Raw genomic sequence first — 26,867 nt, forward strand, 5'->3', positions numbered from 1 at the left:
GACGCGCTGGAGAGTGCGGCGGCCCGGCGCGCCGAGGTGCCGGAGGGTGTCGCCGCATGTCGCTGATCACCACGCTCGCCCGGCTGGAGGCGGTCGACTCGGGCCGCGCCCAGCCGCTGGCCACCGTCCGCCACCGCCACCTCACCGACCGGCCCCTGGTGATCGTGCCGCTGACCACCGCCGGGGAGGCCGGGGCCCCGCTCGGCGCCCTGGTCGGCACGGACCGCGAGGCGCCCCGGCTGCTGGCCGTCCCCCAGCCGCGCGACCGGGACCTGCGGTTCGCGTTCCTGGCCGAGCTGGCGGAGGCGGTGCTTCCGCACATCGAGGCGTACGCGGACGTGGTCGAGCCCGCCGAGCGCAACGAGACCGATCCCGCGACCGGCAAGAAGACCAAGGTCGAGGTCGAGCTGTGCACGGACGCGCCCCAGCTGATCCTGCCGAGCCGGTCCGGCATCGAGTTCGTCCGGCTGCTGGGCCGCTCCATGCGCTTTCGCCGGACAGCCGAGGACGACCCACAGACGCCGTACCCGGCCCCGGCGCGCGTCCCCCTGCTCGGCCGCTGGCTCACGCACTACGGGGAGAGGGCCCGGGTGCCCGGCTCCTCACTGCTGCTCGCCGCCACGGATCTGCTGAACCGGCACTGGGCGACCGGCCAGAGCAGCCTGGAGGACCAGCACCTGGGGGCGCTGCTCGCCTGGATCGACCCGCCCGGGGACGCGAGCGGCGCGGAAGCCGCCCTGGCCGCCGAGCTGGGGCGCGACCAGGACGGGCAGCTCCTGTGCCCGCCCGCCGGCCCCGCCACCGACCCGGCCTTCGACAACCGGCTCCTCGCCCCGGCGATCGAGAAGTACGACCGGGCCCGTACGGCGTTCGCCGCGGCCGAGGACGGGCTCACGGCGGACGGGCGCCTCGGCGAGCTGAGCAACGCCGAGCGCGAGATCCGCTCCCTTCTCGCGAACGTGATGCTGCCGACCTGGGACAAGGTGTGGCAGGGGCTCGACCTGCTGCGCGAGCTGCCCGAGGGGGCGCGGGCCGAGGACCGCTGGACCCGGGACCGCTGGTCGTTCACCGCCCACCGGGACCGGGTGAGCTCCGGCGAGCCGCCGCAGCCGCGCCGCGACGACGCGGTGACCGCCGCGCAGAAGCTGGCCTCCCGGGAGACCGCGCAGGCCCAGCTGGAGGCGCAGGAAGCGCTGGACGATCCGCTGGTGCTGGCCGGGCGGCGGCTGGCGGGCGAGGCGTTCCTGGCGGACGTGACCGAAGTCGAGATGGCGTACACCGAGTCCAGGCGGCCGTCCCCGCGCCCGCTGGTCACCCTCCGCACGGACGAGCGGCCGCACCTGGGCGAGCGGACCAAGGTGTACCGCTCGCTGGACGGCAAGCCGCAGACGGCGGAGTTCGTGCGGTACGCGCAGGAGCCGGACCAGGAGGGCGAGGTCCGGCTCGTTGTGCGGATCATGGACCGGATGGGGCGGGGCAGGGAGCCCGCGCCCGGTTCGCTGCCGGAGCCGGGTGAGCGGATCGCCTGGACGTTGTTCGAACACGACCAGCGCGGCGGGCCGAAGCTGCCCGACCCGGAGGAGACCCCGTGGACGCACGGCGGCCCGCCGGGCGCGGACGCCGCCACCCGCGCCGAGCACCCCGACCCCGTGACCTCGGAGGACCTGCTGTGACCTCGACCCCCGTCACCACGGAGGGACCGCTGTGAGGACCGTCTTCGACCCCGGTGCGGAGGCGGCACGGGCGACCGGGGCGATCCTCGACGACACCCTGCGCGGCAGCGCCCGCGGCATCGTCGTGGACTCCCCGCCCGGCGCCGGGAAGTCGACCCTGGTGGTCCGGGCGGCCCTGGAGCTGGCCGCCGCCGGGCATCCGCTGATGGTGATCGCGCAGACCAACGCCCAGGTCGACGACCTGGTGGTGCGGCTCGCGGAGAAGGACCCGGAGCTGCCGGTGGGGCGGCTGCACAGCAGCGACTCCGACCCGTACGACAAGGTGCTGGACGGCCTCGGCAACGTGAGGAAGTCGGCGAAGGCGGGCGATCTGGCCGGGCTCGACGTGGTGATCTCGACGGCCGCCAAGTGGGCGCACGTGAAGAACGTGGAGCCCTGGGGGCACGCGATCGTCGACGAGGCGTACCAGATGCGCTCGGACGCGCTGCTGGCCGTGGCCGGGCTGTTCGAGCGGGCGCTGTTCGTCGGGGATCCGGGGCAGCTGGACCCGTTCTCGATCGTGGGCGCGGACCAGTGGGCGGGGCTGAGCTACGACCCGTCCGCGAGTGCGGTCTCCACGCTCCTCGCGCACAACCCGGAGCTGCCGCAGCACCGGCTGCCGGTCTCCTGGCGGCTCCCGGCGTCGGCGGCGCCGCTGGTGTCCGACGCGTTCTACCCGTACACACCGTTCCGCAGCGGTACGGGCCACGGGGACCGGAAGCTCTCCTTCGGGGTGGCGTCGGACGGCTCGGGCCCGGACCGGGTGCTGGACGAGGCGGCGGAGGCCGGATGGGGGCTGCTGGAGCTGCCGGCCCGGCACACCCCGCGTACGGACCCCGAGGCGGTACGGGCGGTGGCGCTGGTGGTCCGCCGGCTGCTGGACCGGGGCGGCGTCGCCACCAGCGAGCGGGCGGAGGACCCGGTGCCGGTGACGGCGGACCGGGTGGCGGTCGGCACGGCCCACCGCGACCAGGCGGCGGCGGTGCGGGCGGCCCTCACCGAGCTGGGCGTCACAGGGGTGGCGGTGGACACGGCGAACCGCCTCCAGGGCCGCGAGTTCGACGTCACGGTGGTCCTGCACCCGCTGTCGGGCCGCCCCGACGCGACCGCCTTCCACCTGGAGACGGGCCGCCTGTGCGTGCTGGCCTCGCGCCACCGGCACGCCTGCGTCGTGGTGTGCCGGGAAGGGGTGGCGGACCTGCTGGACGAGCACCCGTCCACGGAGCCGGTCCAGCTCGGCGTCACGGTGAAGTTCCCCGACGGCTGGGAGGCGAACCACGCGGTGCTGGCCCACCTCGCCGAGCACCGGGTGCGGTGGAAGCCGTAGCGAAGCCCCCGGCCCCGTAAGGCCTGTGGCCCTCTTGCGCGGGGTTGGACAATGGAGGGTGGCCGTCCGGGGCCGCCAGAGGAAGGAACAGCACATGACACAGTCCGAGCGGAACGAACGGCAGCGGCTGCGCCCCGCGCCGCTGCTCTTCGAGCCGTCGGAGGCGGTGGCCGACCCGGAGCACTTCTTCGACCTGGAGTCGATGGACGACCCCCGCGAGCTGCTGGCCCGCGCGACCGAGCTGACGCAGGCCTTCCGCGCGGCGACGGACCGGTCGGTGGAGTTCCAGGCGATGGCGGCGGCGCAGCTCGCCGATCCACGCCGGTTCGACCGGCTGACGGCGGCGGACGTCGCGGAGCGCGCGGAGTGGACCGAGGACTACGCGAAGAAGATGATCGAGTTCGGACGGTCCCTGCTGGACGCGTCCAACGCCTGAGTCCCGGTCGCACAGGGTTCCGGGGAGGGGCTCTCAGGCCGGAGGTCAGGTCCCGTGGCATATTCCGGGCGGGCAAGATACTCCCTCCCCTCCCGTCCTGTCCTGGTTTCCGGCAACTCTCGGAATCAGTCCCGTCACTCCCGGTAGACCTTTTTGCCATGAGCGCTTGGCTGAAAGACGAAACGACCCTGCAGGCCGGCGGAGCCGCGCCCCACGCCGTCGACATCTTCGCCCTGCTGCGGGACCAGACCGGGGCGCAGGCCGCCCAGGTGACCGCCGCCGGTGCCGCCTGGCTGGCGGGGGCCTCGGCCTACCCGCGTTCCACGCTCGCGCAGTGGGAAGAGCGCCCGTCCTCCCCCGGGGTGCTGCCCTGCGGCTCCCAGTTCGACGTCGTCAACGTGCCCGCGCTGTTCGGCCGGCGGATGCTGGAGCGACTCTGGGCCGAGGGCCCCGGCTCCGGTCCCGTCGCCGTGCACCGGGGCCGGATGCTGCTCTTCGCGGCCCCCGGGACGGCCCAGCGGCTGCCCTCGCTGCTGGCTTGGGAGGAGTGGGGGTCCGGCGGCGGGGAGACGTCCCGCACGCAGCGCGGCGAGGTGCCCCCGCTGCTCTGTCACGGCACCGGCGACGCCGTCACCGTACCGCCCCTGACCTGCCCGTCCGGTGGTTCGGGGCCGCGCTGGCTGGTGGCGCCCGACACCCGCGCTCCCTGGCTGCCCGGGCCCGATGTGCTGCTCTGGGCCTGCGTCCGGGTGCGCCGGTCGGCGGTGTCCCAGGGGTCCGGGCATTCGATTTTTCCTCTGGCGGATCAGGGTGCTAATGTCTACGACGTCCGCAGGCGCCGTTAGCTCAGTTGGTTAGAGCAGCTGACTCTTAATCAGCGGGTCCGGGGTTCGAGTCCCTGACGGCGCACCGACGGAAGAAGCCCCTCGCGTAAGCGGGGGGCTTCTTCGTGTTCTCCCGGCGCCCGTCAGACTCCGGTGGTGATCCTGACCGTCCAGGAGCCGGACGGCGTACGGTCGGCGACCTCCACGCGGGTGCGCTCGCCCGGCACGGTGTAGGTCTCGCCCTCCGTGAGCGGGGCGTCGGCGAGCGGCGGGTAGACCGATCGGTCCCAGCAGGAACCGGTCTCCGGGTGCGTGTCGATCACCTCGACCGGGCCGCCGCCGGAGGCCGTGCCGCCGCGGACCCGGTAGAGCAGAATGCCCTCGGTGCAGGTCCCCCGGTCGTTGCCGGTGGCGCCGCGGGCCTCGATGGCCAGGACGCTGTCCTCCCCGGTCCGGACGACAGCGAGCCGGTTCCCGATCGATCCGCCGGGCACGGGGGCGGCGGCGATCGGCTCCAGGGTGAGGTCTGCCGAGCCATGGACGCAGACGACCTGGGGGCCGCCCAGCCAGCCGAGCTTCCACTTGTGCCAGCCGAAGAGGTCGGGCGCCAGGCCGAACTGGCTGCCCATGACGTCCCAGTCGCCGACGTAGGTGTCCCAGTCGCCCTTGCCGTCGGTGGGCCGGTGGTAGAGATCGGCCAGGTCGAAGACGTGCCCGGTCTCGTGGGCGAGGACGTTGCGGTCGGGCGGATGCTGCTCGAAGACGGTGACGACGCGCCGGATGTCGGTGGAGTCGGCGCGCAGCGGCCGGTCGAAGTTGACGACCTTCGTGGCGTCGGAGTCCACGCCCGGGGCGTCCGGGTCGGCGACCAGATAGACGATGTCGTACGCCGAGAAGTCGACGTCCCCGTCGGCGGCGGCGATCGCGTCGCGCAGGTAGGCGGTGCGCTTCCTGGCGTCCCAGTCGCGCTCTATGCCGTACCAGGTGGAGGCGCGCGGCATCCGCGTCCAGGTCTGCTGCGGATGCGGGCGGAGGGTGAACCTGCCGTAGCTGGCGCGCTCGAAGAAGCGGGTGGTCGAGGGGAAGTGGTCGGCGGTCAGCAGTTCGGGGGTGAGCACGGGCTTCGAGTCCGGGAACGACAGGAAGATCATCACCGCGTCGAGGCGCCGGTCCGGCTGCGGGTAGGCCCCGTTCCAGCTGTCCAGACCCAGCGAGTGGTGCACGGAGGTCCTGGGGAGCGCGCACGGGGTCGCGTCGCGCACGGCGGCCGCGGCGGGACCGGCCGCGAGCGAGGTGGCGGCGAGCGCCAGAAGGGAGGTCAGGGCGGCCGCCAGACTGCGCAGCCTCAGTCGCTCCGCTCCCCCGGGTCCGGGCTCACGCTGCACATCGACCTCCGGGTGGGAACGCGGTACGTCTCGTCCACCCTGTGCCGTTCTCTGGCGATGCGCCCTGTTGTGCTGCCCCACACGGGTCACACGCGCCACACGGGCCGCAGCGCGGATGCGCCGACGACACCACACCCCATACCTTTACTGAGCGTCACCGTCGGCTGGATCGACGGGCCGATGCAACAGAACCGCGCAGAAACCATCAGGAGCGGGCAAACTGGAACGGCGCAGACCGGCCGTTCGGTCGAGCCATGGCCGGATGCGAGCTGGAACGCCCCACGCGCCACCCTCTATGCTTCACCACGCTTTCCCGCGTGGATCGGGCCCTTTCACGGGTTCACCACCCGGTGCTCTGTCCGACCCCACCTGTTCACGACAACCTTCACAGCGGGAGCGAGCGGTGAGCGGAACCTCCGAAGGGCCCCGGGCCCCGGCAGGCACATCCCCGGACGCCGTGGACACGCCGGTCACCCAGCGTCATACGTCACGCGCGGCAGCGCGGGTCGCCGCCGCGCTCCGGAGCGCGGCGGGCGCCGCCGCCACCGAGCTGCGCGACCACCGCGCCGCCTTCAACGCCGCCACCCTGCCCATGGCCGTCGTGGACGGCCGGGGACACGTCGTGCGGGCCAACCGCGCCCTCGGCGGACTCCTGGGCACGACGCCCCGGGCCCTGGCCGACCGGCAGGCGTGCGAGCTGGTCGACCTGGCCTCCGACGACCGCACCTGGCACGCCTACCGCGAGGTGCTCCAGGGTCGCCGCTCCCGGTTCCGCTGCACCCGCCGCCTCAAACACCCCGACGGGCGCACCCTGTGGGCCGAGGTCACCGTCGTACCGATGACGGGGACCTCAGCCGCGGAGCCCGCACGGGTCCTGCTGACGGTGGCGGACATCAGCGACCGGCGCGAGCTCCAGGACCGGCTGCGTCACCTCCAGATGCACGACCCGGTGACCCGGCTGCCCAACCGGACCCTGTTCTTCGAGCGGCTCTCGGTGGCCCTGGAGATCCCGCCGTACCAGGACGACTCGATGCTCCCCCGGCATGGCCGGATCGGGCTCTGCTATCTGGACCTGGACGGCTTCAAAGCGGTCAACGACACCCTGGGCCACCGGATCGGCGACCGGCTGCTGGCCGCCGTCGCGTCCCGGCTCACCGACTGCGCCGAGAACGACGCGAGCCGCAACCCGGGCGGCAGCCGGCTGGTGGCGCGCCTGGGCGGCGACGAGTTCGCGATCCTGGTGGAGGACTCCGGCGGTACGGAGGCCCTCACCGAGCTGGCCCGCTCGGTCCTGACCGCCCTCCAGCACCCCTTCGACCTGGCCGGGCAGCGACTGTCGGTCTCCGCTTCGATCGGGGTGGTGGAGCGTCCGGTGGCGGGCACCTCGCCCACCGGTCTGATGCAGGCCGCCGACACCACGCTGTACTGGGCGAAGGCCGACGGCCGGGCCCGCTGGACCCTCTTCGACCCGGAACGCAACGCGCACCGCATGACCCGCCAGGCCCTCTCCTCGACACTCCGGCCCGCTGTGGAGCGCGGCGAGTTCACCCTGGAGTACCAGCCGCTGGTCGGCATGGCGGACGGCGTCGTGCGCGGGGTGGAGGCGCTGGTGCGCTGGAACCACCCGCAGTTCGGCGTGCTCTCGCCGAATCGGTTCGTCGGGATCGCCGAGGAGGACGGCTCGATCGTGCAACTCGGCCAGTGGGTGCTGCGCACCGCCTGCCGCCAGGCGCGGCGCTGGCAACTGGACCACCCGGACGAGCCGGCGCTCTTCATCAGCGTCAATGTCGCCGTACGCCAGGTCTGGGACTCCGACCTGGTGGCGGACGTGGCGCAGATCCTCAGCGAGACGGGCCTGGCCCCCGGGCTGCTCCAGCTGGAGCTGACCGAGTCGGCGGTGATGGGCTCGGGGGGCCGCCCGCTGCGCGCCCTCCAGGCACTGAGCGACATGGGCGTACGGATCGCCATCGACGACTTCGGGACGGGGTATTCCAACCTCGCCTACCTGAGCCGGCTGCCCGTCTCCGTACTGAAGCTGGACGGGGCGTTCGTGAAGGGGTTCCGGTACGAGGACGGTACGCACCCCAGCCCCGCCGACGAGACGATCGTGGAGGCGATGGTGCAGCTGGCCCACCGCCTGGGCCTGACCGTGACCGCGGAGTGCGTGGAGACGGCCGGGCAGGCGGAGCGGCTGCGCCGGATCGGCTGCGACACCGGCCAGGGGTGGCTGTACTCCCGGGCCGTGGCGCCGGAGCTGATCGCGGCGCTGATCACGGCCCGGCCGACCCCGGGTTAGCCGTCGTTCGGCAGCCCGTACGCGTCGGCGATCAGCTCGTAGCTGCGCAGCCGGGCGTCGCCGCCGTGCGCGTTGGCGGTGATCATCAGCTCGTCGGCCCCGGTGCGCTTGGCCAGGTCGTCCAGGCCGGTGCGGACCTCGTCGGGGGTGCCGTGAATGACGTTGGAGAGCCAGCCGTCGACGAACTCCCGCTCCATCGGGGAGAAGTCGTACGCGGCCGCCTCCTCCGGGCTCGGGATCAGCCCCGGGCGCCCGGTGCGCAGCCGGACCATGGACAGGGCGCCGGTCAGCACCTGGCGGCGGGCCTCGCGCTCGTCGCCGGCGGCCAGCGCGGAGACGCCGATCAGGGCGTACGGGGCGTCCAGCACGGCGGAGGGCCGGAAGGACTCCCGGTAGAGGTCGAGCGCCGGGATCGTGTTCTGCGCCGAGAAGTGGTGGGCGAAGGCGAACGGCAGCCCGAGTGTGCCCGCCAGCCGGGCGCTGAAGCCCGAGGAGCCCAGCAGCCAGACGGGCGGCCGGTGCGCAGACTGCACCCCGCCGGGGGCGGTCGCCTGGACCGGGCCCGGTACGGCGTGGATCCGGGCGTACGGGTGCCCGTCGGGGAAGTCGTCGTCCAGGAACCGGATCAGCTCGCTCAGCTGCTGCGGGAAATCGTCCGCACCCTCGTTGAGCCGGTCGCTGCGGCGCAGGGCGGCCGCCGTCGCGCCGTCGGTGCCGGGGGCCCGGCCGAGGCCGAGGTCGACACGGCCGGGGGCCATCGCCTCCAGGGTGCCGAACTGCTCGGCGATCACCAGCGGGGCGTGGTTGGGCAGCATGACGCCGCCGGAGCCGAGCCGGATGCGCTCGGTGTGGGCGGCGATGTGCGCGAGGATCACGGCCGGGGAGGACGAGGCGACCCCGGGCATGGAGTGGTGCTCGGCGACCCAGTAGCGGTGGAAGCCGCGGCTCTCGGCGAGCTTCGCGATCTCGACGCCGGTGCGCAGGGCCTGGGTCGCGGTGCGTCCCTGGCCCACGGTCACCAGGTCGAGTACGGAGAGCGGTACGGGGGCCGTGCCGCCGGCCGTACCCCGGGTTCCGTCGCCGCCTCGCACTCCGTCGCCGCCCGTCTCGTCGCCTCGGATCTCGTCCACGTGTCGGCCCTCTCCCGGTGGTGCTCGTCGTACGTATCGAAGGCGTACAACGGGAGGGAGGCTCCGCTTATTCCAGGACCTGTTCCTCGGAGGGCCTTCAGGGGGCGGGCGCGCTACTCCCGCACCTCGATGCCCTTCGGCTCCACCGCACCCGGCGCCGGCGGGCGGGTGGCGAAGAGGGTGCCGAGCGTCGGGGCCCAGATCCGGCGGTCGGTCAGCCGCAGGCCCTCCCAGACGCTCACCTGGTTCGCCGTGAGGACCGGCTTGCCGAGCGCCTCCTCCAGTTCGGGGATGAGCGCGGCCGTGTGCAGGGCCGCGTCCGGGAGCAGCAGCACCTCGGCGTCCGGGTGGTCCGCGGCGAGGGCGAGCTCCTGGACCTGGCCCGGCTCCCACTCCGCGACCTCGGCGGCCGTGGCGACACCGGCGCTCCGGGAAGCCACCGCCTCCGCACCGCCGGCCACCAGGAACTCGGCGAAGAGCGCGGTGATGTCCTCGGGCCAGGCGGCGGCGACCGCGACCCGGCCGGCGCCCAGCTCCCGTACCGCGTGGACGAAGCCGAAGGCGGTGCTGGAGGCGGGCAGGCCCGCGCTCCGGGCCAGCGTGGCGATCTGGTTGTGGGCGCCCTCCCAGCCGTACGCGAAACTGCCGCCGGGGCTCGCCCAGACGAGTGCCTCCGCGCCCGCGAGCCGCAGCTCCTCGACGCCCTCGGCGAGCCGGTCCGGCGCACCGGATTCCAGCAGGGGACCCCGCCGGTAGGAGTCCTCGGCCGCCTCGGTGGAGAACAGCGGCAGCCTGATGTCCGTGTCCAGCGTGATCTCGATCCGCGGGAAGTCGTCCTCGGCGGCGTGGCCCGGGTAGAGAAGTCCTACGGTCGTGGTCATGTTCACCCTTCCTTCGCGTCGGGCGCGGAAAGCCACTGGTGCCCCTGCCCCTGTCAAGTATTCCCCCGGTAGGGCGACGGCGGCGGGTGGGCGGGGCGCGCCGCGGGCCGTGTTGACGCGGGTGGAAGCTGCTGCGAGCGTGGTCCCCGCGGAGCCCGTGATCATGCCTGCGCCCATGGCGACCTGCGACGTTGCGGAGTGATGAGCCACCGATGCCGGAACCCGTCGTTCTCGTCCTCGATGCCGATCCGTCCCCCCGCCTCGGCCGGCTGACCGGCCGGGCCCGCGTCGTGCGCACCCGAGCGGCGGGGCTCGCCGCCCGGCTGCCGGACGCCGATGTGCTGCTGGTGTGGGACGTCACCTCCGACGCGGTGCGTGAGGCCTGGCCCGGCGGGGGGCCGCGGCCGCGCTGGGTGCACGCGGCGAGCGCGGGCGTGGACCGGCTGCTCTGCCCGGAGCTGGCCGCGTCCGACACCGTCCTCACCAACGCGCGGGGCGTCTTCGAGCGGCCGGTCGCCGAGTACGTGGCCGGGCTGGTGCTGGCCTTCGCCAAGGATCTGCCCACCACCCTCGCCCTCCAGCGGGAACGGCGCTGGCACCACCGGGAGGGGCAGCAGGTCGCCGGTTCGCGGGCGGTGGTCGTCGGCGCGGGTCCCGTCGGGCGGGAGATCACCCGGCTGCTGCACGGCCTGGGCGTCCAGGTGGCGCTGGTGGGCCGGAGCGCCCGGCGCACGATCCACGGCATCGAGGACCTGGGCCCGCTGGCGGCCCGCGCGGACTGGGTGATCTCCGCGGTGCCGCTGACCCCGTCCACGTACGGCATGTTCGACACCCGCTTCTTCGGGCTGCTCCAACCCTCGGCCCGGTTCATCAACGTGGGGCGCGGGGCGAGCGTGGTGGAGGCGGACCTGGTCTCGGCGCTGAACCGCCGCTGGCTGGCGGGGGCGGCGCTCGACGTGTTCGACGATGAACCACTGGGCCCGGACAGCCCGTTGTGGGACGTTCCCGGCCTGTTGATCTCACCGCATCTGAGCGGGGACACGGTCGGGTGGCGCGACCGGCTGGGCGAGCAGTTCGTGGCGATGTACGAACTATGGGCGGGTGGTGGCCCCTTGCCCAATGTGGTGGACAAGCACCGCGGTTACGTCCCGTCCACCGACACCTCCGCGAAGGAGGAAGGCACCTCCCCGGAGTGACCTCGTCACCCTCCGCCCGTGTCAGGCCACGGGAAGGTCACCCTCCGGCCACCGTTCGGTTACATGCCCCGGCTCCCTGCATAGACGTACGGGATCGGGCAGGCGCTCACCCTGTCCGGACTGTTCGACCTCCAGGAGACCGCGAACCATGGCTGACTTCCCTAACCTTTCCCGCCGGGGCTTCCTCAATCGATCGGCGGCCGTGGGTGGCCTTCTGGTCGTTCCCGGGCTCCTGACCGCCTGCAGCAAGACCGACGCGGGCTCCGCCACCGGCGAGGGCGCCCTGGACAAGCTCCGCAAGCAGGGCTTCGTACGGGTCGCGTACGCCAATGAGGCGCCGTACGGGTACCTGGAGGGCAAGGAGCTCAAGGGCGAGGCCCCGACCCTGCACCGGGAAATCTTCAAGGCGCTGGGCGTGGAGGAGCTGAAGCCGACGCTCTCCGAGTGGGACGGGCTGATCCCGGGGCTCCAGGCCGGGAAGTACGACGTGGTCAGCGCGGGCATGGCCATCACCCCCGAGCGCTGCGGCAACGCGATCTTCTCCGAGCCGGAGTTCATCTCACCGACCGCGCTCATGGTGAAGAAGGGCAATCCGAAGAAGGTCACCGACCTGGCCTCGGCCAAGGAGGCCGGAATCACCATCGGCGTCATGTCGGGCGCGGTGGAGGGTAGTTACGCCAAGGGCGCCGGCATCCCCGAGGGCAGGATCAAGACGCTGCAGAAGCCGCAGGACGGGGCCGACGCCGTCAAGGGCGGCCGGGTCGACGCGTTCCTGCTCACCGGCATCTCGCTGCGCTGGCTGGCGAAGACCAACCCGGACACCGAGGTCACCGAGGCGTTCGTGCCGGAGATCGACGGCAACGCCCAGTTCTCCCCGGGCGGCGCCGTGTTCCGCAAGGGCAACGAGGACCTGCGGGACTCCTTCAACCGCGAGCTGAAGAAGATCGTGTCGGACCGCTCCCGCTATGTGGGGCTGCTGAAGGAGTACGGGTTCGGGGAGTCGGAGATCCCGCCCGTCGATCTGAGGACCGCGGATCTGTGCAAGGGCTGACGGGGCGGACGCGCACGCATGAGTGACTTCTTCTCCCTCCTCGCCGAGGAGTTCCCACAGGTCCGGTCGGGCCTGTGGGTGACGCTTCAGGCCACGGTCCTGGGTGCGCTGCTGGCCGGACTGCTGGCCTTCGCGCTCGGTCTGATGGCGGGCAGCCGACTGCTCCTGGCCCGCGGGTTCTCCCGGGTGGTCGTGGAGTTCTTCCGGGGCACCTCCCTCTACATCCAGCTGTTCTGGCTCTACTACGCGATGCCGCTGCTGACCGGCTACGAACTGACCCCGGTGGTCTGCGGGGTGGTCGCCTTCGGCCTCAACTACGGTGCGTACGGCGCCGAGGTGGTGCGGGGCGCCGTCAACTCCGTACCGCGCGCGCAGTACGAGGCGGCGGTCGCGCTCAACCTGTCCCCGTCCAGGCGGCTGTGGAAGGTGGTCCTGCCGCAGGCGTGGGTGCAGATGATCCCCTCTTTCACCAATCTGCTGATCCAGCTTCTGAAGTGCACCCCGCTGCTGTGGCTGATCTCGGCCGCCGATCTGATGACGGTGATCCAGACCCTGCGCGACCGCACGGGTGAGACCCTCACCGCCTATCTGACCCTGCTGGCCGCCTACTTCGTCCTGGCCTACGCGCTGACGATGCTGATGAACCTGCTGGAGCGGAGCGCCAAGCGGCGGCTCGGCCTGGCCACCGGCGCGACGAGCCTGTTCAGGAGCCGCAGCGCGTCCACCGCCGCCGTGGGAGGTACCCGATGACCGACGGCTTCGACTGGGACGCCGTCGGCGAGTCCCTGCCCCTCCTGCTGGAGGGGTTCAAGGTCACCCTGCTGGCCACCGTGCTCGGCACCCTGGTGGCGGCCGTGCTGGGGCTGGCCGTCGCGGTGGCCGGACGCGCGCCCAGTAGATTCGTGACGGTCCCGGTGCGGGTCGTCACGGAGTTCGTCCGCTCCACCCCGCTCCTGGTCCAGCTGGTCGGCGCGGCAGCCCTGTTCAACACGGTCGAGCCGTTGTACATCGGCATCACCGTGCTGGGCATCCACTACGCGGCGTACACCTCCGAGGTCTACCGGGCCGGGATCGACGGCGTACCCAAGGGCCAGTGGGAGGCCTGCCGCGCGCTGTCGCTGCCGCCCCGGCGCACCTGGCAGGCCGTGATCCTGCCGCAGGCGGTACGCAACGTGCTGCCCGCCCTCGGGAACTACGCCGTCTCGATGTTCAAGGAGACCCCGTTCCTGGCCGTGATCACGGTGCAGGAGATGGTCTTCGAGGCCCGGAAGTACGGGGCCGAGCAGTTCGCGTACACCGAGGTGTTCACTCTCGCCGGCCTGATCTTCCTGGTCGCGAGCTACCCCACGTCGCTGTTGATGAGAAAGCTGGAGAAGCGCCTTGGCCACTGAACCCCTCCCCCTGCAGAAGACGGAGGCCCCGGCCGCCGAGGACGCCGTACCGGCGGCCGGGAGCACGGGCGAGCCGCTGGTCCGCTTCGACAAGGTCGTCAAGCGCTACGGCGACCACGTGGTCCTGGACGAGCTGGACTTCACCGTGGACCGCGGTGAGCACGTCACCCTGATCGGGCCCAGCGGTTCGGGCAAGACCACGATCCTGCGGCTGCTCATGACGCTGGAGAAGGTCAGCGACGGCGTGATCTGGGTCAACGGCTCCCCGCTGTCCCACGTCCGCACCCCGGGCGGGACGCTGAAGCCCGCGGGCGAGAAGCAGCTGCGGGAGTCCCGGAAGAAGATCGGCATGGTCTTCCAGCAGTTCAACCTCTTCCCCAACATGCGGGTGCTCCAGAACATCACCGAGGCCCCGATCAGCGTCCTGGGCAAGGACCGCGAGGAGGCGGAGACCCGGGCCAGGGAGCTGCTGGACCTGGTGGGGCTCGCCGGCAAGGTCGACGCGCACCCCTCCCAGCTCTCCGGCGGCCAGCAGCAGCGCGTGGCCATCGCCCGGGCGCTGGCGATGGAGCCGGAGATCCTGCTGCTGGACGAGGTGACATCGGCCCTCGACCCGGAGCTGGTGGCGGGGGTGCTGGAGCTGCTCGGCGACATCGCCCGGAACACCGACATCACCATGCTCTGCGTGACCCACGAGATGAACTTCGCCCGGGACGTCTCGGAGAAGGTGCTGATGTTCGACGCGGGCCGGGTCGTGGAGTCCGGAACCCCGGAGAAAATCTTTACCGATCCGTCGCACGAACGTACGCGCGAGTTCCTCAACGCGGTCCTGTGACCTCGGCGTTGCGTCACCGCCCATGACGGTGGCATATGCCGGACGGGTGCGCCCCAGCTGACAGGGCCGGGGCGCCCCACCTGCTTGTCAACTGCCGTCCCGAAAGCGGGATCCGGCGGCTATCGTGGGGCCGAAGCTTGCGGTCACAACCTTGTAGGGGGACACCGTGGCGTTGAAGCCGGAGCCGACCGCACCGTTCCACTCGGTGCAGTACGCCCTGCGCGTGCTCGAATCGGTCTCCCAGCACGGCGACGGCGTGACCGACGCGCTGATCTCGCGTGAGACGGGCCTGCCGGCCGGCCACCTCGCCTCCCTGCTCCTGACACTGCGCCGCGAGGGGTACGTCGAGCAGGTCAGCGACGGGGTGTACGTCATAGGGGCCTCCCTCCTGCTCCTCGGCTCCGGGGCGGCCCGCCGCCAGGCTCTGGAGGGCCGGCTCCAGCAGGCACTGGACCAGCTGCGCGACTCGGTCGGCGCCGCCGTCTACCTCAGCCGGTACGTGGACGGCGAGATCAGCGTCACCCAGGTCGCCGACGGGCCGCTCACCCCGGCGGTCAACGAGTGGGTGGACTTCCGCTCCTCCGCGCACGCCAGCGCGGTCGGCAAGTGCCTCCTGGGCCAGCTCGACCACGAGGGGCGGCGCGATCACCTCTCCCGGCACAAGATCGCCCGGCTCACCTCGCGGACGATCACCAGCGAGAAGGTCCTCCTCTCCAAGCTCGACGCCCAGCCCGCCACGGTCCCGGTGCTGGACCTCCAGGAGTACGCGGTGGGCACCGTCTGCGCGGCGGTGCCGCTGACGGCCGGGGCCACCGCCGGATGCCTCGCCCTGTCACTGCCGATCGAGGACGCCCACCGGCTCCGCGAGGCGGCGGACACGCTGAACCGGCGCGCGGCTCCGGTGCTGCTCTCGCTGGCCCTGTAGGGGCGGGACCCGGAGCGCGGTGGCAGCCCGCGATCTGCCCGAGCTGCTGCGCGTCGCCGCCGCCGACCGGTCCCCGATGTGCGGCTGGGACAGCCTCGGCCAGGGGCCTCGACGGGCGGGTGTCATCAGCACCCCTGGGGACCAGGTATTATTTTCGAGTCAGCAGGCGCCGTTAGCTCAGTTGGTTAGAGCAGCTGACTCTTAATCAGCGGGTCCGGGGTTCGAGTCCCTGACGGCGCACGACACCATGCCTGTGGGCGGTCTCCCTCGCGGAGACCGCCCACAGTGCTGTTCCCGGCCCGGTTCAGCAGCCGCCCACCGCAACGGCGGCCCCGGCTCAGGGCCGCCGTGTCGAGCCACAGCGGAAGATCCGCAGGCGCCCTACGGGCTACCCGCGGGACATCAGAACTTGATGTCCGAGCACGCGTAGAACGCGTTGGTGGTGTCCGCGACGTTCCAGACGGCGAGGATGACGTGCTTGCCGCTCTTCTGGGTGGGGATCGTGCCCTGGTGGGTCAGCGTGGCCGGCGGCTGCTGGTTCCCGTACGGCACGGTCATGAAGGGCTGCGACTCGAGCGCGGCCCGGGTGAGCGGCTTGGTGGAGTCCCAGCCGTTCTTGGTGATGTAGTAGCGGAAGTCGCTGGTGGAGTGGCGGGCGGTGAACTGCCAGCGGAAGCTGTAGCCCTGGCCGCCGGTGACCTGCGTGGCGGGCCAGTTGCCGCCGCGCGGGTCGTCGAGCTGGGCGAACTGCCCGTTGCCGCCGGAGCAGATCTTGCCGTCGGTGGGGCCCGAGGCCGGGAAGCCCTTGGGGCCCTCGACGCTCTGCGGCTCCCACTGGATGTTGCCGCAGCCGGTGACCGTGCCGTTGGCACAGAGTTTCTGACGGCTGATGGGGGAGTCCGTGTAGCCGTGGCTGCTGGCACTGGTGGTCGCGAGCACAGAGACGCCCGCTATCGCCAGGCCGATCACGGCGGCGCTTGCCTTTTTCCGCATTGCTGTCGCTCCTCTAGAACGTGGGGGAGGTTCCATGAGCATTGCTCGACATGCTGCGCGCTTGGTGCGTGGTGGGTGGGTACTGCGGTCTAGACCAAGTCCTAGATTATTGACGCCACATGAACATGTCCAGACCAATCGGCATCGGATTCCGGAGCGACGAGAAGGGCCCGGAGTGGCGCCTCCGGGCCCCTTCGTGCACTGATCATCCGTTCAGGCGCCGTCGCCTCCGCTGCTGCGGCCGGTGTAGAAGGCGACCGTCAAGTCCTTGACCAGCGCTTTACGTTCGTAGTCGTCGAGGTCGACGATGCCGCGCGTGGTGAGCCGGTGGACGGTGTCGTCGACCGCGTCCACCACGGAAGTCAGCACGCTGTCACGGTGTTTGGCGTCGATGGCGGCGATCCGCCGCCGCTGCATCGCCGCCGCGACCTCGGGGGCGTACTCGATCCCGGTCGGCTGCGCCGAGTACACCTCCACACCGACCGGCTCACAGTCCGCCTTCAGCATCCGGGTCAGGGCGTCGCCGACGGCCTCCGCGTCGCGGAGCGTCGGGGCGTCCTCGTGGAACGCGTCGGCGGGCAGCTGCGAGAGGACCCGGGCCATGGCCGACTCGACCTGCGCGCTCAGGTACGCCTCGTGGTCCTCGATCCCGAGGGCGGCGCGGACGGTGTCCTGGATCCGCCAGACGACCAGGACGACCACGCGCAGCGCGGTGCCGTTCGCGTCGACGGCGGGGAGCGGTTCGCTGCGCCAGTGCCGCAGGCGCACGTCGACGCGGCGGCGCAGCAGCAGGGGCGAGACCCAGACCAGGCCGGTGCGGCGGACGCTCCCCCGGTAGTCGCCGAAGAGCGTGAGCACCCAGGCGTACCCGACGCGGCCACGGCCCAGCCCGCCGAAGGCGAGGACGATCACGGTGCCCAGGAGGGCGAGACCGGCCCAGACGCCTGCGCCGATGCCCTCGTACGGGCGGGGGGCGAGGCCCACGGTGCTCTGCGCGGCGGCGGGCAGGGCGCCCCGCCACCACAGGAGAGCCAGCACGCCGAGAAGTCCGGCGGCTCCGGTGAGCAGGGCGGCGTACCCGGGGAGGGCGGGTCCGGGGCGCTCGACGAGTCGGGGGTCGGCGAGCGGGGCCGGGCGGGTGGGGGCATCCACCCGAGGGCGGGGCGAGCGGGGACGAGGGGCGCGGTCGGCGGGGGTTGCGGGGCCCGAGCCCTTGCCCGGGCCGGTGGTGGGGCGGGCCACCGTCGTGGGGAGGGCGGCGGGTGCGGGCTGCTCCGGGTCGTCGCGGAAGAGGAGGTGGACGGGGATGGAGGCGGTGGACTCGCCGGCGATGACGGAGTGGCGGCGGGGATGGGGCGGGGGGTGCGGAGCGGGTACGGAGACGGTGGCGGAGGTGGCGCGGGCGCCGGGGGCCAGGTCGAGGACGAGGTCCAGCTCGGGGGCGGGGCCGTTGCCGCCCCCGGCGCCTTGGGCGCCTTTGGCGCCGAGACCGGGGCCCGTCTCCTTGTCCTTGTCCGTCTGCGCGTCGGGGGCCGGGTTCGGGCCGGGCCCTGCCTCTTCGCCGTAAGCGGGGAGCGGGGTCCACTCCGCCGAGGGTTCCGTCCTCGAACGCCGGACGGGCTGGAGGTGCGGCAGGTCGAGCTGGAACTGGTCCAGGTGGAGGCTGCGGCCCGGGTGGACCAGGCGGATCGGCTTGAGCAGAGGCTTCGCGGCGGGGGCGGGGCCCGGGTCGTCCAGGTCCTGGGAGTCCTCGGGAACCTCCGGGCCGGCCTCCCCCGGTAGCGGGTCCAGGTCCTCCCCCGGAAGGGGCACCTCCCCCGGTGGCAGGTCTTTCATTGGCGGGGAGCCCTCCACCGGCCGCGAGTCCTCCACCGGCAGGAAGCCCTCCCCCCGCCGGGAGTCCTCCACCGGCAGGAAGCCCTCCACCGGCGGCAGGTCCCCCACCGACAGGGAGCCCTCCCCCGGCCGCGAGTCCTCCACCGGCGGGGCCTCCTTCTTCGGGCGGAACAGGGGCGGTGGGGTGGGGAGGGCCGGCTGGTGCAGGGCCACGTCGTCCACCAGCGGCATCGGGGTCTCGCCGCCGGAGGTGCGGCCGTCGTGGTCAGTCAGGGGGTGGGGGTTCTGGTCTGGGGTCACCGGTTCCCGGTTCCTTTCCTTCGTCCGTCGTCCGTCGTCCGTCATCGTCAGGTCCGCGAAGTCCGTCAGGCGAAGAGCCGGCGCCAGGTCTCCGGCCCCGGGTATCCGTCGGCCGCGCCGCCGCGCCAGCCCTGGGCCCGCTGGAACGCCTCGACGTTGCGGCGGTCCGCCTCGGTCCAGCGCGGGTCGGGGCCCGACACGTAGTGCTTGCCGTATCCCTTCTTCACCAACTGTCTGCCGAGCCGATCGACATGGCTGTTGGACTGACCCGGCTGGAAATGGCCGCGCCCGGGGAAGACCACCGAGGTGTTCGGGCTGCCGCCCGTGACGGCCGGCGGGATGTCGCGGCCGGCGCCCGAGGTCAGCAGGCGCCAGGTGTCCGGGCCGGGGAGGCCGTCCGCCTCCGCCCCCTTCCACCCCTGGGCCTGCTGGAACGCCTGCGTGGCCCGCCGGTCGGCCTCGCCCCACACGGGCCCGGGCCCGACCGTGTAGAACCGCTTGCCGCCGCGCGCGACCAGCATCTCGCCGAGCCGGGTGACGTGGGCGTTGTCCGCACCGGGGCCGAACTGGCCGGCACCGGGGAAGGCCGTGGCGGAGCCCGAGCCGGGTGAGCCGCCGCTGACACCCTTGTAGCGGTAGGCGACGTACCGGTCGGAGTTGCTCCAGTACGCCATGGGCGTCGACTGCTTCCGCGTCTGCGGGCGCGCCTGCTCGTAGGCGATGTAGTGGGTGTGCGTGTAGTCGGTCCAGCCGCCGAAGATGGTGACGTGGGAGCCCTTGGAGGGGTCGGCGGGGTTGTGGAAGAGGAGCATGTCGCCGGGCTGGAGGTCGGCGCGGGCGATCCGGGTCCCGTAGCCGGCAAGGCTGCCGGTCCATTCGTTGGTGCCGAGGTTCCAGGCCATCGACACATAGCCGGAGCAGTCCTGGCGGTACCCGTCCGACCAGTGCTTCTCCATGCTGTACGGGACCTTCGCGGCGACCCACTGCTTGGCCCGGTTGATGATCTCGGCCCGGGTGGTCTTGCGCAGGACCGCGCTGTCCGACGGTGGCCCGGAGGCGCCGGCCCCCTTCAGCGGGCCCTTCTCTCCCTGCGGGGTGTCCGGCACGGGCTCGGGGTCCTCGTCCGCCCGGGGGGCTCCGGCGTTGTGGCCGGCGGCGGCCGCCGCCCCGGAGGCCCCGCAGGAGAGGACCACCCCGGCGGCGGTGGCCAGGACCAGGGCGCGGCGGGCGCCGTGGGCGGCGGGGTGGCCGCCGTACCGCACCGGGACCGCGCGCGCGGCGGCCCGCCGCTGCAGGGCGCACCCCGCACAGGTGCAGTCGATGGCGGGCTCGTACTCCTCGAAGACCGGCACAGTCATGCGATTCCCCTCCGCACTCGTCACTCGTCACTCGTCAAGATCTTTGGGCGCAGCGCGACGGGCGTCAGTGTCGCAACTCTCCCGACATAAGGCATTTTGACGGATCAATGAGAAAAAACGACCATCCGACAGGGTGTGGCGGCGGTTAAATGGTCCGGAGCACTCGCCGGAGTCGGGTAGAGTTCTCCAGGTCAGCAGGCGCCGTTAGCTCAGTTGGTTAGAGCAGCTGACTCTTAATCAGCGGGTCCGGGGTTCGAGTCCCTGACGGCGCACGCATGATCAAGGCCCCCTCACCGAGCGTGAGGGGGCCTTGATCATTCCTCGCTCCGTGACCCCCGACACCCACGCGCCCTCAGCGCACAGCACATGAGGAGTGCGGAGCGTCACGCACCGGCGTGTATGCGGGGGCGAACCCATGACATCGACGCCGCCAGGCGAGCGGCGCCGCTCACGGAAGGTCTGCCGGGAGCAGCCCGGAACCGGACAGACCAGCCTTCGTACGCGCGGGTGGACGACGGCCCGGGACCGGCGGCCGGCACATCCCGCACCGTTCGGCGGTGGCACCCTTGTGCCACCGATCGCCTGACCGCACATTGATGCAGGTGGCTCGGCCTGCTTTTCAACTGTTCAGCCCCTGGCCCATGGGCGGGAGTATTGCTCCCGTTCACGGACCAGGGGCTTGCGACCCCGCGGTTTCCTGTCCAGATCTCTTTCGGCCTTCACCGCACCCCTGGGGCGTGGTATCCCGACGATCACTGGAAAGGAAGCTCCGCAAAGGCCGGAGTGCTTGCCTGGGGGCTTAGCTGGACAGGCGGACGGAGAAGTCGCACCATGCGGTCCACTGCGAGGTGGCGGGGCCGTCCTGGACCCGTACCCTCCAGCGGTAGTCGCCGTCCGTGAGCTTGCCTTCGGAGAACTGGTAGATGGCCGTGTGACTGGCCTCGGTGGTGGCTTGCTTTGTCAGCACAGGCTCTCCGCCCGCCTCGGTCACCTCGAAGACGACCTTGCGGCCAGGCTGGTTTTCGCCTTCGGGCGGTTCGACGGACCCGGGGGGTGCCACCGATTCCAGAGTCGCCGCGAGGCTCGGACGGTCCGTGGAGACCTGAGGCGGGTTGTCAGGGATACCGCAGAACTGGAAGCCCGAGTAGGAGCCGTCCGAGACCCGCGTCACCTCAGGGGTCGCAAGCAGCAGATCAGGATCGCCGGCAGGCGCTGCCTGTGAGCCTTCCGGCTTGGGGTCGGCCATGGAGAGGGGTGCGGCCACCGCTCCGACCACCACGGCGGCAGCCAGTGCGATCGCGGCCCGTGACCACGTACCGGATGTCTTGTTCAACAGACGCATTGCTTCTGTCTCTTCCTGGAAGTGGGATGGCTACTTGACGGACAGCACGTGGTCGGTGTTCGTGGTGGTGACCCGCACGCACTGGTAGGTGGACCAGCGGTGTTCGGCGACCAGCTTCTTGCCCAGTGCGTCACAGCCGCCGAGGTTCTTCAGGGTTTCGTAGGCGACCCAGGTGGCGGCGGTGTTGTTCTTCATCTCGTTGGCCGCGATGTAGGCAGCGGCGTTGCCGCCGGAGGAGACGCCCTCGGTGCCGTCCCAGTCGTAGTGAACGCCCAGCCACACCCGGCCGATGGCGTTCTCGTCCGCTGCGGCGGAGAAGCTGCTGAAGGTACGCGTCACGCCGACGGCGTTCGGGTCCTCGGTGGTCGCGGTGAAGGTGACGTCGTCGGTGGTGAACCAGCGCTCCATCGCCTTGGCCCACGCGCCGCCGAAGGTGGCGTGCCCCGAGACGTAGGCGGGGAAGGGCGGGGAGAAGTGCTGGCCGTTGCGGTCCTGCGACAGCGGCTGCCAGTTGGGGTCGGCGGTGGTGGCCGCGTTGCTGTCGCCGTCGAGCCGGATCGCGGACTCCGGGCGCCACAGGTCGAGGTCGGTACGGTACTTGGCGTCCCAGGCGACGATGCCGGCATCCGCCATGGCGAAGGCGGTCAACGCGAACAGCTTGGCGTTGGCGGTGACGGAAAGGCCGCGGTCCCGCGAGACGATCTGGGTGAACTCGAAGAGCTGGCCCGGAGGCTTGTAGGTGCCGTCCAGGTCGTTGGCCCAGAAAAGGGCCGCCTGGGTCTGGTCGGCTGTGCGCTGCGTCGAGTCGGACCTGCCGAGGGACTTCACCTGGTTGACCTGCTTGGCGTACTCCGCGCTCTTCAGCACCTCGGAGCTGCCGGCGAGCGTGGCCAGGCTCTTCGGGCGGAACTGTGTGCTGGACGTCATCCCGAAGGGCTTGAGCAGACCCCAGCCCGGGGTGGCGGCGTTGCCGCTTCCTGTGGGTCGCCACTGTCCGGGGGCGGTGCTGGGCGTGTAGGCGGTGTTGCTGGTCGCGCCGTCGTTCTGCCGATCCGCGATCATGGCCGTTGCGGCCTGCTGGCCGACGGAGGTACCCGCGGCGCGCTGGGCACCGGTGACCCCGGCCGGGATGGTGGCACGGGCGGCCGCCAGCTCCTGGTCGAAGTTGAGCTGCGGGTACACCGACCGAAGCACGTCGAAGGCCGCGTGGTCGATGGCGCTGTTGATGTCCGGCAGTTCGCCGGAGGAGGCAACCTTGGTCAGGTAGGGGTCACCCAGGCACTTGGTGGCGCCCTGGGCGCACTGGGCGGAGTTCGCCGCGTCGTAGATCGCGCCGTGCATCATCGCGCCGGCCCGGGCCAGCGGTCCCGGAGCGCCGCCGATCTGACGGTAGGCCGCCTGCAGCACGTCGTTCCAGTACGTGACGTGGTCCTTGACCGGGTCGGCCGGAACCTCGTACGTGACCAGGAGCGACGGGCCGTTGCTCGGTGCGTCACTGGAGGCGAAGATCTTGTACGCCTTCGTGTCCGACTCGTCGGTGGCACGGATGCCGATGGCGTTCTCCGCACGGTCTGCCTTGGCCCACTCCCTCACCAGACCGGTGACGTCGGTCTGGATCCACTGGGAACCGCAGGCCGGGGAGTGGCCGAGGGTCCTCGTGGAGGTCGCGACCTTGGAACGCCAGGCGGGCTGGTTGCTCCAGCGCGTGGCGGTGGACGTGAGACCGGTGTCCCAAAGATCCCACGACCTCGGCTCGCAGGAGTCGGACCAGACCGAGTACAGGTTCAGTTCCGCGTTGAGGATCTCCTTGCCGGAGACGACGAAGTTCCTCGGGAAGTGCACGAAGGAGCGTGCCGCCTGCTTGCCGTACTCACGGCCGACGGGAAGGTCGATGGAGGCGGAGAGGTCCTCGGTCACCCCGTCGCGTACGGCGGTGTCGAAGTTGGTGCCGAAGAAGACCGCCGGGTCGATGGTGACCGGGAACTTGGTGTTCTTGGCCGCCAGGAACCCCTGGTCGGGAGTGAGCCGCAGCTCAAGGTCCTCGCCCTGCCCTGCGACCTTCAGATCCACCGCGGCGCGGTTGGTCGCCGCTAGGCCCTGCTTGTTGCGGGAGGCATCCCACATCACCGGGGCAGGGAGCCTGCCCACGGTCTTCGCTGTCCTGACGTCGGTGAACGTGACCGACTTGTCCGCGTTCTGCGTCGCCTTCAGGCCCTTGGCCGTGAGCGGAAGGGTGATGCGCGCCGCCGCGGCGGCCGCCGAGCGGTCCTTGACCACCAGATACTGCTCGAATCCCGTCCGCGTCGCCTCGACCACCAGGTCGGTGGCGGGCCTGACGTTCACGTAGGTCGCCTTGTTGCCCTTGAGCACGGGATCGGGCAGCGCGCCCTGCCAGCCCAGGCTGACTTCGTGCGCACCGCGGCCGAGCGAGACCAGGTCGCCGCCGGCCGGGCCGGTGGCGCCGGCGAGCTCGAGGCCACGGGGGTGGCTCTTGGCCCGCACCGAACCGTTCCTGGCCTTCTCCAGGTCGACGTCGATGGCGACCCATCTTCCGCCCTCGCGGAACCTGACCGGCCCGGCGTGGGTCTCCTGCGACATGGTTCCGTCAGGATTGGCCCAGAGCGTGGTGTTCTCGGTGCGCGCGCCGAGAACCTCGACCTGACGTTCCTGGGCTGCGGCGGCGCTGCGAGCCGAGCCCTCGTCCGGAGCTTCAGCAGCCCCTCGCCGCTCAGGCGCCTGAGCGAAATCGGCAACCCTCTTTTTGTCCTGGGTGCCGTCGGCTGCCACGGCGGCACCGGCCGTTACACCGACTTCGGCCAGCAGCAGAATGGACAGCGGAACGGCCAATGCCCCCAGCCGCCGCGTCAGGTGTGTACGTCTTTGCATTTATGAACCCCCCATTAATCGCCCGCCCATTCGAGGCGGGCGGTCGAACAGTGACACTTGATCAACTACTGCGTCCAGAGCCATTTTTGGAGCGGACTGGTGATCTTCATCACCGATTCACGTCAAGGCGTCACGGGTAGCCTGCATGATCAGGCGCATGCCCCCACGGGAGCTGGACCACCGAATGAGAGGGATGGGGCTGGGCGAGTGAGGTTTGACAGACGAACGGAACGTTGCACCACGAGGGCGACAATGCCGGTCTGATCGTGCAGACTCGACGGTCCCGGTGGGCGTTCTCCGGCCGCTTTCACTGCGTTCTGCAATTTCACTTCAGCAGCAATGCGAGCGTAGGGGCGGAGCTGAAACCTCCAGCAACGTGACTCAGACCGCAGGAATCTCGGCGAGGAGGACAGGCGGCAGGCCGGACTACCGCCGTAGCTCCCTCGCGCGGCTTGGCCGGGACCGAGGATGCGGAGGCCTACAAGCCCAGGGGGCCGTCATTCCCGCCAAAACCCACATGCCGAGGGCGCCTTGGCTGCGGCGAAGCTGTCTGCCGACGCAGAAGCTGTCCCGGCGAGCCGCGGCGGGCCGAGGCGTCCGGTCCGCGGAGGTAACGATTCCGATTCGGAACGCTTAAATTCTGCCGCGGAGGGGCATCCGGCCTCGCCCGCTTCATAGGATCTCCACGTGCTCACAGGGCACTTGAGACTGTGTTCGCGACTCTCCCACCACGTATCTCGTGTGGCGCATCTGACGCGCCTTAAGGATGAGCCGCATCGGAGGGGACTTCTGTGTTGACAACCTTTTCAACTTCCGCGGCCGGGCGGGGAACCGCCGGCCGCCGAATAGCCACTACGGCGGTCACGGTCGGGCTGCTGGTCCTGGGCTCGCTCGCCGGGGCCGGCAGCGCCTCGGCCGACGGCGAGGACGTCCACCACCAGGGTGGCGCGGTTGCCACTCTGGACGGGTTGAAGACGTTCGACTCGGCCCGCATCGATACCGGCAACGGCAAGACCAAGACCGTCTCCGCGGGTCTGTTCGAGATGAACGTCGAGGGCGGTGGCCGACTGCAGACGTACTGCATCGACATCCACAACCCGACCCAGAACAAGGCGAAGTACCTCGAGACCCCCTGGGGTCAGACCTCGCTCGGCAGCAACAAGGACGCCGGGAAGATCCTCTGGATCCTCCGGAACTCCTACCCGCAGGCCGGCGATCTGAACGCGCTCGCCCAGAAGGCGGGCGCCGGACAGCTGACCCCCGAGACGGCCGCCGCCGGCACCCAGGTCGCCATCTGGCGGTTCTCCGACGGGGCGAAGGTCGAGGCGAAGAACAAGCAGGCCGAGAAGCTCGCGGACTGGCTCGAGGCGCAGGCTCAGAACCTCCAGGAGCCGAAGACCTCCCTGACGCTGGACCCGAACGCGGTGTCCGGCAAGTCGGGCGACAAGCTCGGCCCGGTGACGGTGCACACCGACGCCGACAAGGTCTCCGTCGCCGCCGACGCCGACGCCGCTGCGGCGGGGGTCAAGGTGACCGACAAGAACGGCCAGCCCGTCACGTCGGCCGTCAACGGTACCGAGCTGTACTTCGACGTGCCCGCGGGCACCGCCGACGGCAAGGCCTCGCTCACGGCCAGGACGACCACACAGGTCCCGGTCGGCCGGGCCTTCGCGAGCGCGAGCAAGAGCCAGACACAGATCCTGGCCGGCTCCACCGAATCCACGATCACCGCGGACGCGACCGCGAACTGGGCCACGAAGGGTGCCATCCCCTCGGTCACAGCAGAGAAGAACTGCACCGCGGGCGGCATCGACGTCACGGCCAGCAACGCCGGCGACACCCCCTTCACCTTCGAACTCGCCGGTGCCGAGCACACCGTCGGTGCGGGCGAGAGCAAGACCGTGACCGTGCCGGTCGGTGAGGACGAGGCGTACGACTTCACCGTCGTCGGTCCCAACGGCTTCTCGGAGCGTTTCCAGGGAGTCCTGGACTGCGAGACCCAGGGCACCCCTGCCCCTGGCACGAGCGGTGGCGGGGAGACCCCGCCTTCCACTCCGAGCCCCAGCCCGTCCAATGACACGGCCGGCGGCACCACGGGTGACACGACCGGCGGCACCACCGGTGACACCACCGGCGGCACCACCGGTGACACGACCGGCGGCACCACCGGCGGTGGCGGTGACCTCGCGGAGACCGGAAGTTCCAGCGCCACGCCGCTGATCGCCGGTATCGCGGTGGCCCTCGTCGCCGCGGGTGGCGCGGCGGTCTTCATCCTTCGCAGGAAGAAGACGGCGGTCCAGTAACCAGCACACAGTTCATGGACGGGCCCGGCACGCAGCATGCGCGCCGGGCCCGTCGCTGTCCGGTTCGGAAGTGAACGCCGAACCCCTAGCAGCCTCATCTCCGAGATGCAGACCGCCGCCGTACCCGTCCCCCCTCAAGCCCGCCGCCGCACGTCAGCGCGGCCCGGCCCGGCCGGCGGCGGAGCCGACGCTCCCCACCGGCAGAGGCACCGGGTTCCGGACATCCTGTTCGGAACCGGCGCCCCCGGGGTACCCGTCCCCCTACAGTGGAGGCAGAGATCGACCCCCGTACCGCACGGTCCTCCCGTACCGCGCCGGGCAACTCCCGCGGCCCGGTGCACGCGGTCGAGGCCGGCCCGGTCGGCGCGCCCCTCGAGGGGCGACCGTGAAGAAGGTCGCCCTGGAGCTCGGAGGCAAGAATCCCAACGTGGTCTTCGCCGACGCCTGCGCCACCGAGGAG

Annotated in this window: 20 protein-coding genes, 3 tRNA genes and 1 pseudogene; 15 read left to right on the forward strand and 9 right to left on the reverse strand. The window is 71.4% G+C overall.

Features of this window, described 5'->3' with window-relative positions; translation table 11 throughout:
* Positions 1-56 precede the first annotated feature (56 nt).
* The 5 genes from ABZ154_RS31540 (at position 57) to ABZ154_RS31560 (ending at position 4,384) form a co-directional block, all read left to right on the forward strand.
* Positions 57-1,673 carry a hypothetical protein gene (locus tag ABZ154_RS31540; protein WP_356837787.1) on the forward strand — a complete coding sequence of 539 codons (1,617 nt, stop codon included), beginning with the start codon at positions 57-59 and terminating at the stop codon, positions 1,671-1,673.
* A 31-nt stretch (positions 1,674-1,704) separates the two neighbouring features.
* Positions 1,705-3,039 (forward strand): AAA domain-containing protein, encoded by a 1,335-nt coding sequence (locus tag ABZ154_RS31545; RefSeq protein ID WP_356837788.1) that lies wholly within the window; start codon positions 1,705-1,707, stop codon positions 3,037-3,039.
* Positions 3,040-3,133: 94 nt separating this feature from the next.
* The gene (locus tag ABZ154_RS31550) at positions 3,134-3,475 is read left to right on the forward strand and encodes a hypothetical protein (RefSeq protein ID WP_018511200.1); all 342 of its coding nucleotides are present in this window, start codon (positions 3,134-3,136) and stop codon (positions 3,473-3,475) included.
* Between the two features lie 158 nt (positions 3,476-3,633).
* Positions 3,634-4,320, forward strand: coding sequence for a bifunctional DNA primase/polymerase (locus ABZ154_RS31555; RefSeq protein ID WP_356837789.1), 687 nt, complete (start codon positions 3,634-3,636; stop codon positions 4,318-4,320).
* A tRNA-Lys gene (locus ABZ154_RS31560) sits at positions 4,311-4,384 on the forward strand. The genes ABZ154_RS31555 and ABZ154_RS31560 overlap by 10 nt, the downstream gene beginning before the upstream one ends.
* Before the next feature lie 58 nt (positions 4,385-4,442).
* Here ABZ154_RS31560 and ABZ154_RS31565 read toward each other — a convergent pair.
* Positions 4,443-5,684 (reverse strand): M6 family metalloprotease domain-containing protein, encoded by a 1,242-nt coding sequence (locus ABZ154_RS31565; protein WP_356837790.1) that lies wholly within the window; start codon positions 5,682-5,684, stop codon positions 4,443-4,445.
* 403 nt (positions 5,685-6,087) lie between these two features.
* On the opposite strand from ABZ154_RS31565, the gene ABZ154_RS31570 reads away from it, so the two are divergent.
* Positions 6,088-7,980: an EAL domain-containing protein gene (locus tag ABZ154_RS31570; RefSeq protein WP_356837791.1), complete on the forward strand. Its 1,893-nt coding sequence runs from the start codon at positions 6,088-6,090 to the stop codon at positions 7,978-7,980.
* Here ABZ154_RS31570 and ABZ154_RS31575 read toward each other — a convergent pair.
* A complete protein-coding gene (locus ABZ154_RS31575) occupies positions 7,977-9,110 on the reverse strand; it encodes an LLM class flavin-dependent oxidoreductase (protein ID WP_356837792.1) in 1,134 nt (377 codons plus the stop codon). The genes ABZ154_RS31570 and ABZ154_RS31575 overlap by 4 nt on opposite strands.
* Before the next feature lie 113 nt (positions 9,111-9,223).
* Positions 9,224-9,991 carry a decarboxylase gene (locus ABZ154_RS31580; protein ID WP_356837793.1) on the reverse strand — a complete coding sequence of 256 codons (768 nt, stop codon included), beginning with the start codon at positions 9,989-9,991 and terminating at the stop codon, positions 9,224-9,226.
* A gap of 212 nt (positions 9,992-10,203) precedes the next feature.
* On the opposite strand from ABZ154_RS31580, the gene ABZ154_RS31585 reads away from it, so the two are divergent.
* The 7 genes from ABZ154_RS31585 (at position 10,204) to ABZ154_RS31615 (ending at position 15,629) form a co-directional block, all read left to right on the forward strand.
* Positions 10,204-11,187, forward strand: a complete 984-nt coding sequence (locus tag ABZ154_RS31585) for a D-2-hydroxyacid dehydrogenase (RefSeq protein WP_356837794.1) — start codon at positions 10,204-10,206, stop codon at positions 11,185-11,187.
* 148 nt (positions 11,188-11,335) lie between these two features.
* The gene (ehuB, locus tag ABZ154_RS31590) at positions 11,336-12,238 is read left to right on the forward strand and encodes an ectoine/hydroxyectoine ABC transporter substrate-binding protein EhuB (RefSeq protein ID WP_356837795.1); all 903 of its coding nucleotides are present in this window, start codon (positions 11,336-11,338) and stop codon (positions 12,236-12,238) included.
* 18 nt (positions 12,239-12,256) lie between these two features.
* Positions 12,257-12,988 carry an ectoine/hydroxyectoine ABC transporter permease subunit EhuC gene (ehuC, locus tag ABZ154_RS31595; RefSeq protein ID WP_356837796.1) on the forward strand — a complete coding sequence of 244 codons (732 nt, stop codon included), beginning with the start codon at positions 12,257-12,259 and terminating at the stop codon, positions 12,986-12,988.
* Positions 12,985-13,629 (forward strand): ectoine/hydroxyectoine ABC transporter permease subunit EhuD, encoded by a 645-nt coding sequence (ehuD, locus tag ABZ154_RS31600; protein WP_356837798.1) that lies wholly within the window; start codon positions 12,985-12,987, stop codon positions 13,627-13,629. The genes ehuC and ehuD overlap by 4 nt, the downstream gene beginning before the upstream one ends.
* On the forward strand, positions 13,619-14,464 hold the full coding sequence (gene ehuA, locus ABZ154_RS31605; protein ID WP_356837799.1) for an ectoine/hydroxyectoine ABC transporter ATP-binding protein EhuA: 846 nt from the start codon (positions 13,619-13,621) through the stop codon (positions 14,462-14,464). Before ehuD ends, ehuA begins: the two co-directional genes overlap by 11 nt.
* 166 nt (positions 14,465-14,630) lie before the next feature.
* A complete protein-coding gene (locus ABZ154_RS31610) occupies positions 14,631-15,389 on the forward strand; it encodes an IclR family transcriptional regulator C-terminal domain-containing protein (RefSeq protein ID WP_356837800.1) in 759 nt (252 codons plus the stop codon).
* Positions 15,390-15,555: 166 nt separating this feature from the next.
* A tRNA-Lys gene (locus ABZ154_RS31615) sits at positions 15,556-15,629 on the forward strand.
* Positions 15,630-15,791: 162 nt separating this feature from the next.
* Here ABZ154_RS31615 and ABZ154_RS31620 read toward each other — a convergent pair.
* From ABZ154_RS31620 to ABZ154_RS31630, 3 genes are all read right to left on the reverse strand, one after another.
* On the reverse strand, positions 15,792-16,382 hold the full coding sequence (locus ABZ154_RS31620) for a lytic polysaccharide monooxygenase auxiliary activity family 9 protein (RefSeq protein ID WP_356837801.1): 591 nt from the start codon (positions 16,380-16,382) through the stop codon (positions 15,792-15,794).
* A 213-nt stretch (positions 16,383-16,595) separates the two neighbouring features.
* On the reverse strand, positions 16,596-18,518 hold the full coding sequence (locus ABZ154_RS31625; protein ID WP_356837802.1) for an SPFH domain-containing protein: 1,923 nt from the start codon (positions 18,516-18,518) through the stop codon (positions 16,596-16,598).
* Positions 18,519-18,583: 65 nt separating this feature from the next.
* Positions 18,584-19,876, reverse strand: a complete 1,293-nt coding sequence (locus ABZ154_RS31630; protein WP_356837803.1) for a peptidoglycan-binding protein — start codon at positions 19,874-19,876, stop codon at positions 18,584-18,586.
* A gap of 198 nt (positions 19,877-20,074) precedes the next feature.
* Here ABZ154_RS31630 and ABZ154_RS31635 point away from each other — a divergent pair.
* Positions 20,075-20,148, forward strand: a tRNA-Lys gene (locus ABZ154_RS31635).
* A gap of 157 nt (positions 20,149-20,305) precedes the next feature.
* On the opposite strand, the pseudogene ABZ154_RS31640 reads toward ABZ154_RS31635, so the two are convergent.
* The 3 genes and pseudogenes from ABZ154_RS31640 to ABZ154_RS31650 all read right to left on the reverse strand — a co-directional run.
* Positions 20,306-20,583, reverse strand: a pseudogene (locus ABZ154_RS31640) (hypothetical protein); the annotation flags it as partial.
* A gap of 92 nt (positions 20,584-20,675) precedes the next feature.
* A complete protein-coding gene (locus ABZ154_RS31645; RefSeq protein WP_356837804.1) occupies positions 20,676-21,209 on the reverse strand; it encodes a hypothetical protein in 534 nt (177 codons plus the stop codon).
* Positions 21,210-21,248: 39 nt separating this feature from the next.
* On the reverse strand, positions 21,249-24,104 hold the full coding sequence (locus tag ABZ154_RS31650; protein WP_356837805.1) for a DNRLRE domain-containing protein: 2,856 nt from the start codon (positions 24,102-24,104) through the stop codon (positions 21,249-21,251).
* Positions 24,105-24,949: 845 nt separating this feature from the next.
* Between ABZ154_RS31650 and ABZ154_RS31655 the strand changes: the two genes are divergently transcribed.
* The gene (locus ABZ154_RS31655) at positions 24,950-26,407 is read left to right on the forward strand and encodes an LAETG motif-containing sortase-dependent surface protein (RefSeq protein WP_356837806.1); all 1,458 of its coding nucleotides are present in this window, start codon (positions 24,950-24,952) and stop codon (positions 26,405-26,407) included.
* Positions 26,408-26,867: the final 460 nt, after the last annotated feature.

The sequence above is a fragment of the Streptomyces sp. NPDC006261 genome (genome assembly GCF_040613515.1).
Classification (GTDB): domain Bacteria; phylum Actinomycetota; class Actinomycetes; order Streptomycetales; family Streptomycetaceae; genus Streptomyces.